The organism is Sphingomonas sp. MS122 (assembly GCF_049532975.1).
Classification (GTDB): domain Bacteria; phylum Pseudomonadota; class Alphaproteobacteria; order Sphingomonadales; family Sphingomonadaceae; genus Sphingomonas.
In genome coordinates this window covers 545,243-562,357 of record NZ_CP186695.1, presented here as the reverse complement: position 1 = coordinate 562,357, position 17,115 = coordinate 545,243, and the positions used below count along the sequence as shown (strand labels likewise).

The following is a 17,115-nucleotide window of genomic DNA, read 5'->3' as shown; positions in this document are numbered from 1 at the left end:
CGCCAGATGCGCAGAAGGCGTTATTGGTCCTTGTGCCCAACAGGGGCGTGACGGAGCGGGATCGGCGTCACACGAATCCAGTAATGTGAAGTAAAAGAGCGCCGGTCGGATTGATCCGCAAGTCGAAATCTTGACTCGGCGACGAAGCGAGCCACATCGTCGATGTTTCGAATCCGGAATATTTTATGTCCTTTTGGACTACTCCCTTAGGGCTAGCGGCGGGTTGCTCCATTCATCGGCGTTTCGGCTCGCTTCACCGGCATCTCGTTGCGCTTGGCCGGTTTTTGCAACATTTGGGCAACATTCGAGGCTTAATTGCCTTAATCGGGATCAGGCGGTCCTGCGTATCTTGGCCCGCCACGTGACACGAGTCGAACCGACGCAGCGGCAGGCCCAGCCTGCTGGACGGAGGAACGATATCGTGAAGAAGACGGTAATTATTCGTGGTGTGTTCGCGGTCGTTGCTATGGCTGCGGCAATAACGGCGGCTAATACTGCCGCTGCTAAAGAAAAGTCGCGCGAAGCCTATTTCGTCGACTGTCCGGTCACCAACAACATCCGCGTCGCCGATGCTCGCGCGTCGGAGCGTTTTGCGGCGCTGGGCGGCTGCAACGCGCAGATCATCCATGTCCCGCCGGCACCGCTGCCCGCCGATCCGGGCGTTGCGCGGATCACCGGCGTCAAGGAAAGCGCGCGCGAGCGCCGCGAGCGCGAACGCAACGGCGCGGCGATCTCGTCGTATCGCGGCGGCGCGCCGGTGACCGCCTATGATACTCACATCCTGCGCACTGCGGCGGCTTACAGGGTCGACCCGCTGTTCCTGCACGCGATCATCGCCACCGAGTCGCGGCACAATCCCAAGGCGGTGTCGCGGGTCGGCGCGCGCGGGCTGATGCAGATCATGCCGGGGACCGGGCGCACGCTCGGCGTCGAGCAGGGCGCGCTGTTCGATCCGGCGGTCAATGTCGATGCGGGCGCGCGGCTGCTCAAGCGACTGCAGAAGCGCTACGGCCGCAACTTCGATCTCATCCTCAGCGCCTATAATGCGGGCGAGGGCGCGGTGGCGAAATACGGCAACCGCATCCCGCCCTATCGCGAGACCCAGGCCTATGTGAAGTCGGTCATGGCCCGCTACAACGGTTATCGCGCGGCCACGCTGGCACGATGAGCGTCAATTCGATCCTGTCGCGGCTGCCGCCGATGCGGCTCCGCACCGCGGACCTGTTGCTTGCGGTCGGCGTCGTCGCGATCGTCGGGCTGCTGATCCTGCCGCTGCCCGCGCTCGCGATCGATTTCCTCGTCGCGATGAACATCACGATCGGCGTCTTGCTGCTGCTGAGCACGCTCTACGTCAGCAAGCCGCTCGATTTCTCCACCTTCCCCGCCGTCCTGCTGCTGAGCACGCTGTTCCGCCTCGCTTTGTCGATCGCGACCACGCGCATGATCCTGACCGAGGCGCATGCCGGGCATATCGTCCAGCAGTTCGGCGAGATGGTTGCGGGCGGCGAGCTGGTGGTCGGTCTCGTCGTGTTCCTGATCATCACCATCGTCCAGTTCGTCGTCATCTCGAAGGGCGCCGAGCGCGTCGCCGAAGTCGCGGCGCGCTTCAGCCTCGATGCGATGCCGGGCAAGCAGCTGTCGATCGACAGCGACCTGCGCTCGGGCCTGATCACCAAGGACGAGGCGCGCGCCCGCCGCCGCACGCTGGAGAATGAGAGCAAGCTCCACGGCAGCCTCGACGGCGCGATGAAGTTCGTGAAGGGCGACGCCATCGCCTCGATCATCATCGTGCTGGTCAATCTGATCGGGGGCCTGGCGATCGGCATCTTCTCCAAGGGCATGGGCGCGAGCGAGGCGGTCGAGACCTATTCGATCCTGACGATCGGCGACGGCCTGGTCGCGCAGATTCCGGCGCTGTTCAGCGCGATGGCCGCCGGCCTGCTGGTCACGCGCACCACCGACGAGGAGCAGGAGCGCGACCTGGGGCCGGCGATCGCGCGCCAGATTTCGGGCAAGCCGCGCGTGCTGTTCATCGCGGCGGGCGTCTCGATCGTGATGGCGACGATTCCCGGCTTCCCGGTGCTCGTCTTCCTCTCTATCGCCGCGCTGCTCGCCGGATCGGGAGCGATGCAGCATCCCGCCTCGCGTGGCTGGATCAACGCCAGGTGGCGGCGGATCGACACTCGCCCGGCGCCGATGCCCGAGATGATCGAGGCCAAGCCGGTGCCGCTGCGCCCGGTCCGCCCGCTGGTGATCGAGGTCGGCGCCTCCGGGCTCGACACGGTGCGCGTGACCAGGCTCACCGCGGCAATCACGGCGATGCTCGAGCGGATGCAGGAGCGTTCCGGCCTCCCGCTGCCCGCCGCCGAGATCGAGCCCAAGGCGCTGGAGTTCGGCCAGCCGGGCAAATGGGCGGTCTATATCCACGATGCGCCGATCGCCAGGGGGGCGCTGGGGAATCCGGAAGATCCCGCGGAGATCGTCCCCGGAATCGAGGCGGCGCTGCGCCGCGAGCTCGGGCGCTTCCTCGGGCTGCAGGAAGTCACCATTTTGCTCAACCGGATCGGCGTCGACTATCCCGACGTGGTCAAGGAAGTGGTCCGCGCGGTGCCCGCCGCGCGCATCGCCGAGGTGCTGCGCCTGCTCGCCGAGGAGGAGGTGCCGCTGCGCAACATGCGCGACGTGCTCGAGGCAATTGCCGAAGCCGGCCAGTCCGAACGCAACGCGATCCCGATCGCCGACCTCACCCGCTGCGCGCTGCGCCGATACCTCTCGCTGCCGCATTGCGTCGAGGGGCGCTTCCCGGTGCTGGTGGTGGGCGCGGCGCTCGAGCGCTTCCTGCGCGACAATGTCCGCACCGTCGATGGCGTCGCGCGGCTCGCGATGGAGCCCGACCATGCGCGCACGATGATCGCGATGCTCAAGCGCGAGACCAAAGCGAGCGGCGCGCGCGCGATCCTTACCGCATTCGAACTGCGGCGCCCGCTGCGCCGGCTGATCGGCCCGGACCTGTTCGAAATGCCGGTCCTCGCCTTCAACGAATTGTCGCCGACCGTGCCGCTCGACGTCGTCGGGCAGCTCGATCGTACCCCGATCGCGATTGAAAAGGAGAACAGCATGGGAGCTGCTGCGTGAGCCTTGGGATGACTCGTTCCTTTGTCCGATGCGCCGCGGCCCTCGCCGCTCTGTCCCTCGTGGCGCCGCCCGCGGTGTTCGCCGCCGACCCGCCCTTTTCGACGCGGTCGGTCAGCTTGACCCCGCGCAATCAGGAGGTCGCCGCGTTCGTGCGCGAGTTCTTCGGCGCGGTGGGACTCAGCGTCTCGGTCGACGCGCGAGTCAAGGGCAAGATCAACGGCCGCTTCAGCGGGCGCCCGGCCGATGTCTGGGCGCAGGTCGCGCGGGCGTTCAACCTGATCGCCTATTATGACGGCTCGGTCGTCACCGTCTATTCGGGCGATCAGGTCGAGAGCCGCACGATCACCGTGCCGCCCGGCCGCGCCAACGATCTCGCCGCGAGCATCGCCCAGGCGGGGATCGCCGACGCCACCAACCGCGTGCGCCCGAGCGGCCAGGCAACGGTGCTCGCGACCGGCGTGCCCAAGTTCCTCGACCAGGTGCAGCAGCTCGCGGGCGCGATGCCCTCCGGGGCCTATGGGGTGCGCCCCGACACCGCGCAGATCCAGCCGGCGCGATCGGTGCAGGGCCCGGCCTATATCGAGCCTTATGAGCTGCGCGTCTTCTACCTGCGCTACGCCCGTGCCGACGACACCAAGCTGGTGGCGGGCGGGCGCGAGCTTACCATCCCGGGCGTCGGCACCTCGCTCAACCGGATCATGGGCGACGGCTCGGCGGTCGCGGGCACGGTCAATGCGAGCTATGGCGGGGGACGCACGCTGCGGCAGAGCCAGCCGCGGCTCGGCGGCCGCGGGCTCAACGCGATCCCGCCCGACGCCTCGCAACAGTCGCAGCTCCAACCCTATGACGATGAGTATCTCGGGCTGCCGCCGATGGGCGCGGTGCCCGTCGTCTCGGCACGCGAGCTGCCGCCGCAGGGCGGCCCGCGCATCGCGATCGACCCGTCGCTCAACGCGATCATCGTGCGCGACCGGCCGGAGAACATGCCGGCCTATGAGGGGCTGGTCCGCGCGCTCGATATCGCGCCGCAGATCGTCGAGCTTGAGGCGACGATCATCGACCTCAACATCGACAAGCTGCGTGAGCTCGGGATCAACTGGCGCATCCGCAGCCAGGGCTTCGACGCGCTGTTCGGGGGCAGCATCCTGCGTCCTTCGGGCAATCCGGCGGACGACCTCAGCCGCCTCGGCGCGGTCAATGAGGGGCTCTCGCTGGGCGGCGTGATCGGCGCCAACCGCGAGTTCATCGGGCGCATCAACGCGCTCGAGGAAAAGGGCGCGGCGAAGATCGTGTCGCGGCCGCAGATCGTGACGCTGTCGAACATCGAGGCGGTGTTCGACCGCACGCGCACCTTCTATGTCCGCGTCCGCGGCGACCGGCAAGTCGACCTGTTCAACGTCGTCGCCGGCACCGTGCTGCGCGTCAATCCGCACGTGCTGGTCGACAATGGCGTGCCGCGCATCCGCATGGTCGTGGGCGTCGAGGACGGCACCATCCTCGACAGCGAGGTCGACGACATCCCGGTGGTCGAGCGCGCCAGCGTCAATACCCAGGCGATGATCAACGAGGGTGAGGGACTGCTGCTCGGCGGGCTCACCGTCAACGCCTCGTTCGACGCCGAATCGAAGATCCCGCTGCTCGGCGACATTCCGGTGCTGGGCGAGCTGTTCAAGTCGCGCTCGCGCAGCCGCCGCCAGACCGAGCGCCTGTTCCTGATCACGCCGCGCATCATCCGGCTCGATCAGGCGCGGCCCGCGGCGGCGGCCACGGCGCCGGCAGCGACTGAGGTGACCGCAAGATTGCCGGCATCGGGGGTGGCGCCGGCGGCAACAGGGGGGCCTGCAGGAGGACAAATCCCGTGACCGAACATCGCGAGACTCCGATCGACATCGCCCCCGTGCTCCGCATCGTCGGCGGCCGGCTCGCGGGCAAGGAATATCCGCTGGCGACGGGCCGGCGCGTGTGCATCGGCCATGGCCTGGCCAACGATGTCGTGCTGCGCGGCGCGGGGACGCGTGACGGCGCCGTCGAGCTGCGGCTCGGCGATGGCGCGGCGCAGCTGCGCGTGCTGTCGGGAAATGTCGAGCTGCTCGGTCGCTCGCTGAGCGAGGGGGAGGAGGCGGTGCTGCCGCCCTATCTGCCCTTCCGCTTCGGCGAGCACCTGGTCGCCTATGGCGAGCGCGCCTCGACGCGCTGGGAGGATGCGGAGAGCGTCGCGATCAGCCCGTGCACGACGCCGGTCAACCCGCTGCCCGCGCCGCGGCTGCAGGACCGCGTCGAGCTGATGGGACGGACCTATCTCACGCGGATCATCGAGCGGGTCAGCGTTCTGCAGGTCGCGGTGGGCACCGCCGCGATCGTCCTGCTGGTCGCCGCGGCGGGACCGACCAGCTCGCTGATCGAGCAGCAGTTCGGCGGCGCGCGCGCGCTCGAGCAGATGTATGACGAGGCTGGCTACCGCTCGGTCAACGTCACCGAAAATCCGGCAGGCGGGCTGATCGCGGCCGGCACGGTCGAAGGGGAAGGGGATCTGATCCGCGCGCGCGCGATCGCCGATCAGATGTCCGGTCCCGTCGTCGTCGACATCACCTCCACCGCGGCGTTGGCGAACGCCGCGACCGACATCCTCGCCGCGCAGGGCGTCGACGCGCAGGCGACTCCGGCCGGGCTCGGCGGCGTCGCCATCGCCGCGCCCTATCTTCCCGCCGATCGTCAGGACGAGCTGCGCGCGATCCTGACGCGCGACCTGCCCGCGCTCAAGCGCGTCCGCTTCCGCGTCGACGACAGCCGCGGCGGCAACGCGCTGCAGAGCCTGTTCGCGAACAGCGGCACCGGCCTCGCCACGGTGGTCGAGGACCCGGGCCATATCGTGACCGCCGACGGATCGCGCTGGTTCCCCGGCTCGATCCTGCCGACCGGCCATCGTCTCGTCTCGATCGAGCCCGGCCGCGTGCGTTTCGAAAAGGGGGGGCGTGTCGAGGAACTCAAATTGTGACCAGCCTGAAGGAGTGCGTATCGTGACCATAGTCGACAACACCCCGGTCAATACCGACCTGACCACGCTCGCGGCGAGCCCGCTCACCAGCCAGCGGATGAACCGCAACGCGCCGGGCAACTGGTTCGAGGCCTTTGCCGCCGCCTGGGGCAATGCGCTCGACCGCCAGGCCTCGGCGATCGAGCAGCGCTCGGACCTGATGGGGGCCGATGGCGGCGACACCCCCTCGGCGATCACCCAGCTCACCGCTGAATCGATGAAGATGAGCTTCCTCTCGCAAAGCTCGCACACCTCGCTCGACAGCGTTTCCAAGGCGCTCGAGACGATGGCGCGCAAGAGCTGACCATGTCGATCGAAGCCATCGCGGCGCAGGCCGCCGCCCCCGCCGCGGACGCGGTGCGCGTGTTCGAACTCGCCCCCGCCATGCCGCAACAGGTCGGCCCCGAAGCAGCGGGCCGCTTCGACAGCGCGCTCGCCGCTGCCGAAGCCCAGCGCGTCGGCGCGGGCACCGACGTGCCGCCGGCGGTCAAGGGCCTGCTCGACACGCTCGACAAGGTGAATCTCGAGGCGAAGAGCGTCTCCGAATATGCGCGGACCGCGGAGAGTTCGGGCTCCGAGCTGACCCCGGGCGAGATCGTCGAGCTGACGATGCGCTGCCAGGAGTTCATGTTCCACTGCCAGCTCACCTCGAACATCGCCAACCGCAGCTCGGACGGCATCCAGCAGCTGTTTCGGCAACAGAGCTGATGCGGCGAAGGAGTAGGTCGTGACGAAGTTCGCCCGCGCGCTGCTTGCCGCCGGCCTCGCCGCCGCGACGCTGACGTTGTCGGCGTGCGGCGACCAGGAGGTCTATGGCAAGCTCAAGGAGAAGCAGGCGAACGAGATGATCGCCGCGCTGCGCAACGCCAATATCAGCGCGCGCAAGGAAGGCGCGGGCGAGGGCGAGTGGAGCGTGGTGGTCAGCCCCGACCAGTTCAGCCGCGCGGTCGAGGTGCTCAAGGCCAACGGACTGCCGCGCGAGGAATTCCAGTCGCTCGGCGACGTCTTCGCCAAGAAGGGCTTCGTCTCCTCGCCGACCGAGGAGCGCGCGCGCCTGATCTATGGCCTGTCGCAGGAGCTGAGCGAGACGGTGAGCGCGATCGACGGCGTCGCCGAGGCGCGCGTCCACCTCGCCATCCCGCAGACCGATCCGCTCTCGAAGGAGACCAAGCCCTCCTCGGCCTCGGTGTTCGTCAAGTACCGGCCCGGTTTCGACGTGCGCAGCCAGACCGGCGCGATCAAGAGTCTCGTCACCAACGCGATCGAGGGACTGGAGTACGACAAGGTCTCGGTCGTCATGGTCGCGAGCCAGACCGCCCCGGCGGCGCCCGAGCTGACTGTCGCGCGGTTCGACACGCCGCTGACGCGCGTCCTGCTGGTGCTCGTGGCGCTGGCCTGGCCGGCGTGGCTGCTGCTGCGCCGACGCCGCCGGCGCCCCGCGGCGGGCGTTCCCGCCAAGGCGGAGCATGGCGGATGAGCGGGCGCGGCACTCGCCTGCGGCTCGCCGAGATCGCACATGCCGCCGGCACCGCCGGCATGGCGACGACGCGCGCGGGCCGGTTCGCGGCGCGGGTCGAGCATCGCCCGGCGGCGCGCGTACCGCTCGCCGAGCTGCGGCGCTGGCCTGCGTGGCCCGGACTCGGCGATGATGAGACCGAGCGCTTCTGGCGCATCGCCGCACTGGTCGCCGCGCGCGATGCGCTGCCCGAGATGATCGATGGCGCCATGTTGCGCGCCTATGCCGAACCGGTGGGTGAAGCGGCGCTGGAGGCGGTACTCGAATTGCCCGCGGGCGGCGCGGCGCCGCTCGCGCCCGCGGCGAAGCTCACGCAACAGGGCCGGCAGGTCGCCGAGCGCGCATTGCCGCATGCGCTCGCCGCGGCGATGGGACTGGCCTCCGCTTCCGATCGCGACGCCGCGAGGCAGGTCGCGCTGGCCGAGCGCGTCGCGCGGGGAACGCGCGCATGAGCTATCACCTGCTCTACAGCGACGGCCATTCGCTTCTCGCCAGCGACACGCCAGTGGTGAAGGCGCGCGAGCGCCAACCGCTTGCCGATGCCATGGCGCTGCTCGACCGGCTGCGCGCCGAGGCGGTGCGGCGCGAGGGCGCGGCGGCGATAGTGGAGACGCAAGCGCGCGAGCGCGGCTATCGCGACGGATACGAAAACGGGCGGCGCGAATTCTCCGAAGCGGTCGCGCGCCTCTCGGCCCAGGCCGACGCGCATCGTCGCTTCGGAGAAGAGGAGATCGCCTCGCTCGCGCTCGCCGCGCTGCGCCAGATCGCCGGCGAGCTCGGCGACGCGGCGATGATGCAGGGGGTGGCGCTGCGCGCCGCGCGCGCGGTGGTGCCGCAGGGCCCGGTGACAGTGGAAGTCGCGCCCACGATCGCGCCCGAGGTCGAGGCGGGGCTCGCGACGATCGAGGGTGAGGCGACGATCACGGTCCGCGCCGACCCGCTACTCGGCGAACGGCAATGCCGAATCACCGGCCCCGACAGCCGCATCATCGCCGATCTCGACCGCCAACTCGACGAGCTCGCCGAACGCTGGGGGACCGCGCATGTCGATTGAGTCGCGCGTCAGCGATCTCGTCCGCCAGCTCGGCGAGGCGCCGGCCTTCGAGCAGCGCGGGCGGGTGCGCGGCGCGGTCGGCACTTCGATCCGCGTCTCCGGCATCTCGGCGCGGATCGGCCAGACCTGCGCGATGCTCGGCCCCGCGGACGAAACGGTGATGATGGCCGAGGTCGTCGGCATCGCCGATGGCGAGGCGCTGCTCGCCCCGCTCGGCGACCTGCGCGGCCTGTCCAACGAGACCGAAGTCGTGGTGCGTGTGGGCGAGGACCGCGTGCCGGTGGGCGAGAGCCTGCTCGGCCGCATCGTCGACGCACGCCTCCAGCCGCTCGACGGCGGCCCGGCGATCCGCGCCGACAGCCATCGCCCGCTCTATGGCGAGGCGCCCAACCCGATGCAGCGCGAGCGCATCGAGCGGTTGGTCGAGACGGGCATCCGCGCGATCGACGGCGTGCTCCCGCTCGGCCGCGGCCAGCGCGTCGGCGTGTTCGCTGCGGCGGGCGGAGGCAAGTCGACGCTGCTCGCCACGCTCGCGCGCCAGGCCGAGGCCGACGCGATCGTCATCGCGCTGATCGGCGAGCGCGGCCGCGAGGTGCGCGAGTTCGTCGAAGACAATCTGGGCGAGGCGGGGCTCGCGCGCTCGGTCGTGGTCGTCGCCACCTCCGACCGTCCCGCGCTCGAGCGTGCCCGCGCCGCGCATGCCGCCACCGCGATCGCCGAGGGGCTGCGCGCCGAGGGCAAGCATGTCCTGTTGCTGATGGATTCGGTCACCCGCTTCTCGCGCGCGCTGCGCGAGATCGGGCTGGCGACCGGCGAGCCGCCGGTGCGCCGCGGCTTCCCGCCCTCGGTCTTCGCCGAGTTGCCGCGGCTGTTCGAGCGCACCGGCACCGATGCCGCGGGCGCGATCACCGGCATCTACACCGTGCTGCTCGAGGACGAGGAGGACGATCCGATCGGCGAGGAAGTGCGCTCGCTGCTCGACGGCCACATCTATCTCTCGCGCAAGCTCGCCGCGCGCGGTCATTATCCCGCGATCGACATCCTCGCGAGCCAGAGCCGCCTGATGGGCCAGCTCACCGAGCGCGCCCAGCAAAGCGCCGCGGTCGCGCTGCGCACGCATCTCGCCAAGCTCGACGAGATCGAGATCCTGCTCCAGGTCGGCGACTACAAGCCCGGCCAGGACGCCGCCGCCGATCGCGCGCTGGCGCAGCGCGAGGCGCTCGACGCGTTCCTGTGCCAGCCGCTCGACGAGCGGATCGGCTTTCCCGTGACCCTGGCGTTGTTGAGAGGGTTCGATTCATGACCGGCCGAATGATCCAGATGGAGCAGCTGCAGCAACTGCGCGCGCGCGACGTCGAGCGTTGCTCGCGCGCGACCGCCGAGGCGGTTGCCCGCACCGAGCGCGAGGCCGCGGCGGTCGAGCGCGCGGCGCGGCGCGAGCGCCGCGCAGGCGAGCGGCTGGCGCAGGCCATATGCGACCGCGCGCTGCGCCCCGCCGACGAGTTCGTCCGCAGCTTCGTCGACGCGTGCGAAGCCGCCCTGGCCGAAGCGCAGCAGCTCGTCGCCAGCGCGCGTCAGGCGCTGGCCGAGGCACAGGAGAAGCTGCGCGAGGCGCGCCGCAAATGGCTGCGCGCGAAGGCGCGGCAGGACGCGCTCGCCGCGTTGGTCCAGCGCATGCGCAGCGCCGATCGCCGCGCGCGCGACCGGCGCTTGTCGGACGAGGCCAATGAGCGCACCGCCGCGGCGGGGAGGGTGGCATGGGCGTGACTCCTTCCAGCAGCGAGGCGCAGCCGGCGCGCGCGACTCCGGCCAGCCGCAACGGCGAACCCGCGCCGAAGGCTGAGACCCGCTCCAAGTTCGAGGAGGCGATGCGCCGGATGCGCGACGGCGAGGCGCCGGACCCTGGCCTGGCGGGCCGCGAAGGGCTGACGCCGTTCGACCCGTCCTTCGTGCAGCGTTTCCTGCAGGATGGCGGCGATGATCGGGGCTCAGGCGATGTGGCGCATGGAACCGTGGCGACGGCCACGGCTCAGCTCGCCGCTGCGCCGGCCGATGGCACCCTCGCCGCCGGCAGCGCCGCGGAAATCGCGTCCAGCTATTATGAGTTCCAGAGCCGAATCGGTCTGCCGAGCCAGATTGCCGGCGCCGAGAGCCAGTTGACGATGACCGACCAGCGCTGGCTCGCTTCCCACGCGGTCGTCCGCAGCGACGCCGCCGGCGGGCTGTCGGTCGAGGTCCAGACTCGCTCCGGCTCGGATGCCGACCAGCAACAGCGCGAGGCGCTGCGATCGCGCCTCGAGGCGCGCGGTCACCGTGTCAGCTCGATCGAGGTCACCCGATCCTGACCGCCGCGCGCGCTAGACGCGCAGATAGCGGAAGTACCACACCTCGTGCCCCTGCCGCCGCGCCTTGCGCTCGTAGCGGGTCTCGGGCCAGTCGGCGGGGCGGGTGAGGAAATCGCCGGCCTGCCGCGCCTGCCAGGCGAAGTCGCGCCGCTGGTTCATCACCATCATCGCCCAGCGGCAATAGGTCGGGTCGTCGGTGCCCAGCCGGAACTCGCCGCCGGGCTTGAGCTTGGATGCGATCAGGTCGAGCGGGCCGTGGTTGACCATCCGCCTTTTGGCGTGCCGCGCCTTGGGCCAGGGATCGGGGTGGAGCAGATAGACGCGCTCGAGGCTCGCATCGGGCAGCCGCTCGACCACGTCGAGCGCATCGCCCATGTGCAGCCGGACATTGCCGAGTTCGCCGTCGCGGATGTGGATGAGCGCGCCGACCACGCCGTTGAGGAAAGGCTCGCAGCCGATGAAGCCATGGTTCGGCCGCATCGCCGCCTGTCCGGCGAGATGCTCGCCCGCGCCGAAGCCGATCTCGAGCTCCAGCGGACGCCTGTCTCCGAACAATGTCGCGGCATCGAGCGGCCCGGTCTTCGGCACCGCCACCTGCGGCAGCATCTCCTCGACCAGGGTCGCCTGGCCGGCGCGCAGCTTGTGGCCCTTGGCGCGGCCATAGAGACGGCGGATCTTCGCGGGATCGTTCATGGCGTGCGGCCCTAGCCGTCCGCGGCGCGCCTGTGAACCGGCGAACTTTTGGCGCGCCCGCCGGTTGAGACGTCATGAGCAAGCGCAAGAAGCCGCCCAAATCGGCGAAGCACGCCAGCGCGATCGAGCATGCCGATGCCGTGATCGCGACCCGCGCCGGCCAGTATCACCGCAACCCGCTCGTCCGGTTGCTCGGCGGCGCGAGCGAAATCGCCGACCAGCCGCCGCTGATCGCGGCATCGCTCGCCACCACCGTCGCGGGCCTGCTGGCGAAGCGGCCTGACCTGACCCGTACCGGGCTGCGCATGCTGGCGAGCGAACTCGTCGCCACCGGCTTCAAGCACGCGGTCAAGCGCCGCATCGATCGCACGCGGCCGTACAAGATGCTGAAGGACGGGCGCTACGAGCTCGAGAACGCCGGCAGCGATGCCTCCAGCGAGAGCCCGTGGTCCTCCTTCCCCTCGGGCCATACCGCCGGCGCGGTCGCCACCGCCCGCGCGATCGCCCATGGCTATCCGCGCCTCGCGCTCCCCGCTGGAGTCGCTGCCGGCGTCATCGCGCTGGTACAGGTACCCCGCCGCGCGCATTTCCCGACCGACATCGTCGCCGGCGCCGCGATCGGCTTCCTCTCGGAATGGCTGGTCGACGCGGCGATGCGACGGCTCGGCGCCCCGCGGGCGCGGCGCTGATCCCGCTCAGCTCACCCGCTCGAACGCGATCTGCCGCGCGTGCGGGTCCGCCCGGGTCAGGCGGACCGCGAGCGCGTCACCCGGCGTCAGTCCCGAGGCATCGACCCGCGCCGTCACCGGCAGCTCGCGCAGCTGGATCGACGCGCCGCGCTCGCCGATGTCGGTCACCAGCGCGGCGAACGTCTCGCCCTCGTTGCCGGCCAGCATCACCGCCTCCGCCATGTCGATCACCGCGCGGTCGACCTGCCCGGCGCGCGATCCGGCCCGGGCCATCACCTTGGGGAGCCGGGCGAAGGCGTCGCTCACATATCCCGGCACCGAACGCCCATGGGCGACCGCCAGCACGGCCTGCACGACATAGCGGTCGGCGAGCCGCCGCAGGGGCGCGGTGGCATGGGCATAGGACGCCGCGACCGCGGCATGCCACGGCGTCTCTCCGGCGCGGAACGGCTGATAGCCCGCGCCGTTGCCCGCGCGGCGGATCGCCAGCATCAATGCGGCATGACGCGTGTCGGCGGGATCCAGCGCCCGCTCGAACTGGGTGAGGGTCGCCTGTTCGGGCCAGTCGACGCCGAAGGCACGCGCCGTGTGCCGCAACCGCCGTACCGCGTGATCGCTCGGCTCTGCCATCACGCGGAACAGCCCGGTCTCGTGCGCGATCAGCGCGTCGGCCACCGCCATGTTGCACGCGAGCGAGAGCGCGGCGTTGCGATCCTCGGAGGCGTGCCGCGTGCGGAACACCAGCGCGAGCGCGCCGTCGGGTCCTTCCGACACCTCCTGTTCCGGCGGGTCGACGCGGGCCGCGCCGCGTTCGGCTTCGGCCTGGGTGATTCGCCGTGAGAGCTCGGCAAAGTCCGCGGGCAGGTCTTCGGCGCGCACGGTCGCATAGGCGAGCTTGGCGCGGCTCCGGATCACCGCGCGCGTCGCCGCATCGAGCTTCACCGCGCCGTCCGGCGCCACCCGCACGCTGAACACCACCGCCGGCCGCGGCCCGTCGGGCAGCAGGCTCGCCGCGCCCTCGGCCAGCACCGGCGGATAGAGCCCGGCCTTGCCGTCGGGCAGATACAGCGTCTCGCCGCGCGCCCACGCCTCGGCATCGATCGGTCCGCCCTCGTCGACGAACCACGCGACATCGGCAATGGCGTAGTGGAGGATCAGGTCGCCACCCGCCGCCTCGATGCAGAAGGCCTGGTCGAGATCGGTCGCGCTCGCCGGATCGAGCGTCACGAACGGCCGGTGCGTCCAGTCGGCATGATTGGTCGGCGCGCGGGTCGCCACGATCTCGGCGGCTGCCAGGACCGCGGGCGGGAAGCCGTCCGGCACCTGGAACTCGGCCCGGATCGCGGCGAGCTCGCGAGCGAGGGCATGGGCGGGATCGCGGATCGTCTTCATCGCTGGAGAAGGTAATGCGGAGCTTGCGATGAAAGAAGGCAGGAAACGTCGCCCGATATATCCGAGCTGTTGCCCGTCCGGCGCCGGAGGCGGTTGCGCCGCCGAAACGGGCCGGTATCTTCGCCGCGAAATCGGGGGAAGTGATGCGGTACGGCTGGGCGATCATGGCATTGGCGCTGGCGGCACCCGGTTCGGCCCGGCAAGGCGATATCGTCCCTGCCGAGCTTCCGCCGCTTGCGCGCCAGATCGACGAGAAATCGATCGACGAGCTTCAGGCGATGCTCGCCCGCGGCGAGCTCACCAGCGAACAGCTGACGCAAGCCTATCTCGATCGCATCCGCCTGCTCGACCGCGCGGGTCCGAAGCTGCGCAGCGTGATCGCGCTCAACCCGCTGGCGCTGGAACAGGCGCGCAAGGCCGACCGCGACCGGCGGCTGCGCATCGCGCGCGGGCCGCTGTTCGGCATCCCGGTGCTGATCAAGGACAATATCGACACGGCGGAGAACGCAACCACCGCCGGCAGCCTCGCGCTCAAGGACAATTTCACCCGCCGCGACGCCCCGCTGGTAGCCAGGTTGCGCGCGGCCGGTGCGATCGTCCTCGGCAAGACCAACCTCTCCGAATGGGCGAACATCCGCGACACCGCTTCGATGAGCGGGTGGAGCGCGGTCGGCGGCCTGGTGCGAAACCCCTATGCGCTCGACCGCAGCGCGTGCGGTTCGTCGAGCGGCACCGGCGCCGCGATCGCCGCCAGCCTCGCCGCGGTGGGGGTGGGGACCGAGACCGACGGCTCGATCACCTGCCCCTCGTCGATGAACGGACTGGTCGGACTGAAGCCCACGCTCGGCGCGATCAGCCGCACCCATGTCGTGCCGATCAGCATCAGCCAGGACACCCCCGGGCCGATGGCACGCAGCGTCAAGGATGCGGCGGTGCTGTTCGCGGCGATGATCGGCACCGATCGGGCGGATGCGGCAACCGCCGAGGCAGACGCCCGCCGCGCCGCGTTGACCCCCGACTGGGCCCGAGCCAGCCTCAAGGGCGTCCGCCTCGGTGTGGTGCGGCCGCAGATGCGCGCGTCGCTGGCGGCGCAATATGACGCGCAGCTCGCCGTGCTGCGTGCCGCCGGCGCCGAATTGGTCGAGATCAAGCTGGCCGTTCCCGAGGGATTGAGCCAGGCCGAGTTCCGCCTGTTCCAGCTGGAGCTCAAAAGCCGCCTCGCCGCCTATCTCGCCACCGCGCCCGCATCGGTGAAGGTGCGCACCCTCGCCGACGTCATCGCCTTCAACGAGGCGTCGAAGGTGGAACTCGCCTATTTCGGCCAGGACATCTTCGAGACGACGCAGAAGACTGCCGGCATGGACGACCCGGCCTATGCGAAGACGCGCGACGACAGCCGCCGCCGCGCGGCCGCGGCGATCGATACCGCGCTGGCGAGCGCCCGGATCGCCGCGATCGTCGCGCCCAGCACCGGCCCCGCCTGGCTCTCCGATCCGGTGCATGGCGACCAATCGAGCGGTCCCAGCGCGAGCCAGCTGCCCGCGGTGTCGGGCTATCCGCACCTCACCGTGCCGATGGGGCTGGTCGGCGGGCTGCCGGTCGGCCTGTCCTTCATCGGCCCCGAGTGGAGCGACGCGCGCCTGCTCGAGCTCGGCTATGCCTTTGAGCAGGCATCGCGCGCACGGGTGAAGCCCGGCTATCGTCCGAGCGTGGACGCGGGCGCGGGGATCGAGGGCATCCGCTGAGGCCGGCGCCGCGAGCTTGAAATGTTGGACTCCGCCTGCTTGGCTCGGCGCCGTCTTTGACAGGTTGAATCGCGTCCCGGCTGCCTCGCGCGTAGCAGTGTGACTTTTGGCACTTTCCGGCTTTTCGCCCCCGCGCGCGCGTCAGCGTGATCTTTGTGATTTTTCGACGCGGAAGCAGAAAAAGCGGCGATCCGCCCGGGATCGCCACCTTCTTCTGCCCGTTGCCGGGGCCTGGGATCAGGCCAGCGCGGCCTTGAGGTCCTCGACCAGGTCGGTCTTCTCCCACGGGAAGAAGTCGCCCTCGGCCTTGCGGCCGAAATGACCGTATGCTGCGGTCTTCTGATAGATCGGCTTGTTGAGGCCGAGATGCGTGCGGATGCCGCGCGGGGTCAGGCCGCCCAGCTTCTCGATCCGCTGGATCGCTTCCTCGATCTTGTCGTCGCCGACGGTGCCGGTGCCGTGCGTGTCGACATAGAGCGACAGCGGCTTGGACACGCCGATCGCATAGGCGAGCTGGATCGTGCAGCGCTGCGCGAGGCCGGCTGCGACGATGTTCTTGGCGAGGTAGCGGGTGATGTACGCCGCCGAACGGTCGACCTTGGTCGGGTCCTTGCCGCTGAACGCGCCGCCGCCATGCGGGCTGGCGCCGCCATAGGTATCGACGATGATCTTGCGGCCGGTAAGACCCGCGTCGCCATCGGGGCCGCCGATCTCGAACGAGCCGGTCGGGTTGATGTGATAGACGGTCTCGTCGCTGAGCAGCGCGGCCGGGATCACGTCGGCGACCACCGACTTCACATAGGCGTGCAGCTCGGCTTCCTTCTCGCCCTGGTCATAGCCCGGGGCATGCTGGGTCGAGACGACGATCGCGGTCGCGGCGACGGGCTTGCTGCCCTCGTAGCGCAGCGTGACTTGGCTCTTGGCGTCGGGCTCGAGGAACGGCGCCTTGCCCGAATGGCGGTCGGCGGCCATCTGCGCCAGGATCTTGTGGCTGTAGTCGAGCGTCGCCGGCATCAGGTCGGGCGTGTCGTCGGCGGCATAGCCGAACATGATGCCCTGGTCGCCCGCGCCCTCGTCCTTGTTGCCGCTGGCGTCCACGCCCTGCGCGATATGCGCCGATTGCGGGTGCAGGTTGTTCTCGAAGCGCAGCGTCTCCCAGTGGAAGCCCGACTGCTCGTAGCCGATCCGCTTCACCGTCTCGCGGACGGCCTTCTCGACCTCTTCCTCGACGCCCGGGGCCCAGTTGCCCTCGGTATCCATGATGCCGTTGCCGCGGATCTCGCCGGCCAGCACGACCAGCTGGGTGGTGGTCAGCGTCTCGCAGGCGATGCGCGCCTCGGGGTCCTTGGACAGGAACAGGTCGACGATCGCGTCGCTGATCTGGTCGGCGACCTTGTCGGGATGGCCTTCGGAGACCGATTCGGAGGTGAAGAGATAGTTGGAACGCATGATTTTCCTCATGATGCCCGGGCCGTTGCCATGCCCGAAGTCGAACGGGTTCGATATAAAGCT

General features: G+C 70.0%; 17 protein-coding genes. 14 read left to right on the top strand and 3 right to left on the bottom strand.

Annotated elements, in window-relative coordinates; translation table 11 throughout:
- Positions 1–349: 349 nt before the first annotated feature.
- From ACO227_RS02675 to ACO227_RS02620, 12 genes are read left to right on the top strand one after another with little or no spacing between them, the layout of a single operon-like run.
- Entirely contained in the window at positions 350–1,168 is an 819-nt protein-coding gene (locus tag ACO227_RS02675) for a lytic transglycosylase domain-containing protein (protein ID WP_423605056.1), read from the top strand.
- Positions 1,165–3,135 carry an FHIPEP family type III secretion protein gene (locus tag ACO227_RS02670; RefSeq protein ID WP_423605054.1) on the top strand — a complete coding sequence of 657 codons (1,971 nt, stop codon included), beginning with the start codon at positions 1,165–1,167 and terminating at the stop codon, positions 3,133–3,135. The genes ACO227_RS02675 and ACO227_RS02670 overlap by 4 nt, the downstream gene beginning before the upstream one ends.
- Positions 3,136–3,194: 59 nt before the next feature.
- Positions 3,195–4,997, top strand: a complete 1,803-nt coding sequence (gene sctC / locus ACO227_RS02665; RefSeq protein WP_423605053.1) for a type III secretion system outer membrane ring subunit SctC — start codon at positions 3,195–3,197, stop codon at positions 4,995–4,997.
- Positions 4,994–6,130, top strand: coding sequence for a hypothetical protein (locus ACO227_RS02660; RefSeq protein WP_423605052.1), 1,137 nt, complete (start codon positions 4,994–4,996; stop codon positions 6,128–6,130). The genes sctC and ACO227_RS02660 overlap by 4 nt, the downstream gene beginning before the upstream one ends.
- A gap of 22 nt (positions 6,131–6,152) precedes the next feature.
- Positions 6,153–6,473 (top strand): hypothetical protein, encoded by a 321-nt coding sequence (locus ACO227_RS02655; protein ID WP_423605050.1) that lies wholly within the window; start codon positions 6,153–6,155, stop codon positions 6,471–6,473.
- Positions 6,474–6,475: 2 nt separating this feature from the next.
- Positions 6,476–6,877, top strand: coding sequence for a hypothetical protein (locus tag ACO227_RS02650; RefSeq protein WP_423605049.1), 402 nt, complete (start codon positions 6,476–6,478; stop codon positions 6,875–6,877).
- Positions 6,878–6,896: 19 nt separating this feature from the next.
- Positions 6,897–7,646 carry a type III secretion system inner membrane ring lipoprotein SctJ gene (sctJ, locus tag ACO227_RS02645; RefSeq protein ID WP_423605047.1) on the top strand — a complete coding sequence of 250 codons (750 nt, stop codon included), beginning with the start codon at positions 6,897–6,899 and terminating at the stop codon, positions 7,644–7,646.
- Positions 7,643–8,137 carry a hypothetical protein gene (locus ACO227_RS02640; RefSeq protein WP_423605045.1) on the top strand — a complete coding sequence of 165 codons (495 nt, stop codon included), beginning with the start codon at positions 7,643–7,645 and terminating at the stop codon, positions 8,135–8,137. Before sctJ ends, ACO227_RS02640 begins: the two co-directional genes overlap by 4 nt.
- Positions 8,134–8,739 carry a hypothetical protein gene (locus ACO227_RS02635; RefSeq protein ID WP_423605043.1) on the top strand — a complete coding sequence of 202 codons (606 nt, stop codon included), beginning with the start codon at positions 8,134–8,136 and terminating at the stop codon, positions 8,737–8,739. The genes ACO227_RS02640 and ACO227_RS02635 overlap by 4 nt, the downstream gene beginning before the upstream one ends.
- Positions 8,729–10,042: a FliI/YscN family ATPase gene (locus ACO227_RS02630; protein ID WP_423605041.1), complete on the top strand. Its 1,314-nt coding sequence runs from the start codon at positions 8,729–8,731 to the stop codon at positions 10,040–10,042. Before ACO227_RS02635 ends, ACO227_RS02630 begins: the two co-directional genes overlap by 11 nt.
- On the top strand, positions 10,039–10,506 hold the full coding sequence (locus ACO227_RS02625; RefSeq protein WP_423605040.1) for a hypothetical protein: 468 nt from the start codon (positions 10,039–10,041) through the stop codon (positions 10,504–10,506). Before ACO227_RS02630 ends, ACO227_RS02625 begins: the two co-directional genes overlap by 4 nt.
- The gene (locus ACO227_RS02620) at positions 10,497–11,084 is read left to right on the top strand and encodes a hypothetical protein (RefSeq protein ID WP_423605038.1); all 588 of its coding nucleotides are present in this window, start codon (positions 10,497–10,499) and stop codon (positions 11,082–11,084) included. The genes ACO227_RS02625 and ACO227_RS02620 overlap by 10 nt, the downstream gene beginning before the upstream one ends.
- A gap of 12 nt (positions 11,085–11,096) precedes the next feature.
- Here ACO227_RS02620 and trmB read toward each other — a convergent pair whose 3' ends face one another.
- Positions 11,097–11,777: a tRNA (guanosine(46)-N7)-methyltransferase TrmB gene (gene trmB, locus ACO227_RS02615; protein ID WP_423605036.1), complete on the bottom strand. Its 681-nt coding sequence runs from the start codon at positions 11,775–11,777 to the stop codon at positions 11,097–11,099.
- 74 nt (positions 11,778–11,851) lie between these two features.
- Between trmB and ACO227_RS02610 the strand changes: the two genes are divergently transcribed.
- A complete protein-coding gene (locus ACO227_RS02610) occupies positions 11,852–12,466 on the top strand; it encodes a phosphatase PAP2 family protein (protein WP_423605034.1) in 615 nt (204 codons plus the stop codon).
- Between the two features lie 6 nt (positions 12,467–12,472).
- Here the strand turns inward: ACO227_RS02610 and ACO227_RS02605 are convergent, their stop codons facing one another.
- Entirely contained in the window at positions 12,473–13,858 is a 1,386-nt protein-coding gene (locus tag ACO227_RS02605; RefSeq protein ID WP_423605033.1) for an RNB domain-containing ribonuclease, read from the bottom strand.
- Between the two features lie 143 nt (positions 13,859–14,001).
- On the opposite strand from ACO227_RS02605, the gene ACO227_RS02600 reads away from it, so the two are divergent.
- Entirely contained in the window at positions 14,002–15,603 is a 1,602-nt protein-coding gene (locus ACO227_RS02600) for an amidase (protein ID WP_423605032.1), read from the top strand.
- A 237-nt stretch (positions 15,604–15,840) separates the two neighbouring features.
- Here ACO227_RS02600 and metK read toward each other — a convergent pair whose 3' ends face one another.
- Positions 15,841–17,052 carry a methionine adenosyltransferase gene (gene metK, locus ACO227_RS02595; protein WP_423605030.1) on the bottom strand — a complete coding sequence of 404 codons (1,212 nt, stop codon included), beginning with the start codon at positions 17,050–17,052 and terminating at the stop codon, positions 15,841–15,843.
- Between the last annotated feature and the right edge of the window lie 63 nt (positions 17,053–17,115).

What these genes read in the sequence shown, in the direction of transcription:
- ACO227_RS02650 (WP_423605049.1), top strand. Translation starts at nt 6,476, where the DNA reads ATGTCGATCGAAGCCATCGCGGCGCAGGCCGCCGCCCCCGCCGCGGAC.
- ACO227_RS02640 (WP_423605045.1), top strand. Translation starts at nt 7,643, where the DNA reads ATGAGCGGGCGCGGCACTCGCCTGCGGCTCGCCGAGATCGCACATGCC.
- ACO227_RS02625 (WP_423605040.1), top strand. Translation starts at nt 10,039, where the DNA reads ATGACCGGCCGAATGATCCAGATGGAGCAGCTGCAGCAACTGCGCGCG.
- ACO227_RS02600 (WP_423605032.1), top strand. Translation starts at nt 14,002, where the DNA reads ATGCGGTACGGCTGGGCGATCATGGCATTGGCGCTGGCGGCACCCGGT.
- ACO227_RS02630 (WP_423605041.1), top strand. Translation starts at nt 8,729, where the DNA reads ATGTCGATTGAGTCGCGCGTCAGCGATCTCGTCCGCCAGCTCGGCGAG.
- ACO227_RS02670 (WP_423605054.1), top strand. Translation starts at nt 1,165, where the DNA reads ATGAGCGTCAATTCGATCCTGTCGCGGCTGCCGCCGATGCGGCTCCGC.
- trmB (WP_423605036.1), bottom strand. Translation starts at nt 11,777, where the DNA reads ATGAACGATCCCGCGAAGATCCGCCGTCTCTATGGCCGCGCCAAGGGC.
- ACO227_RS02610 (WP_423605034.1), top strand. Translation starts at nt 11,852, where the DNA reads ATGAGCAAGCGCAAGAAGCCGCCCAAATCGGCGAAGCACGCCAGCGCG.
- ACO227_RS02635 (WP_423605043.1), top strand. Translation starts at nt 8,134, where the DNA reads ATGAGCTATCACCTGCTCTACAGCGACGGCCATTCGCTTCTCGCCAGC.
- ACO227_RS02620 (WP_423605038.1), top strand. Translation starts at nt 10,497, where the DNA reads ATGGGCGTGACTCCTTCCAGCAGCGAGGCGCAGCCGGCGCGCGCGACT.
- metK (WP_423605030.1), bottom strand. Translation starts at nt 17,052, where the DNA reads ATGCGTTCCAACTATCTCTTCACCTCCGAATCGGTCTCCGAAGGCCAT.
- ACO227_RS02605 (WP_423605033.1), bottom strand. Translation starts at nt 13,858, where the DNA reads ATGAAGACGATCCGCGATCCCGCCCATGCCCTCGCTCGCGAGCTCGCC.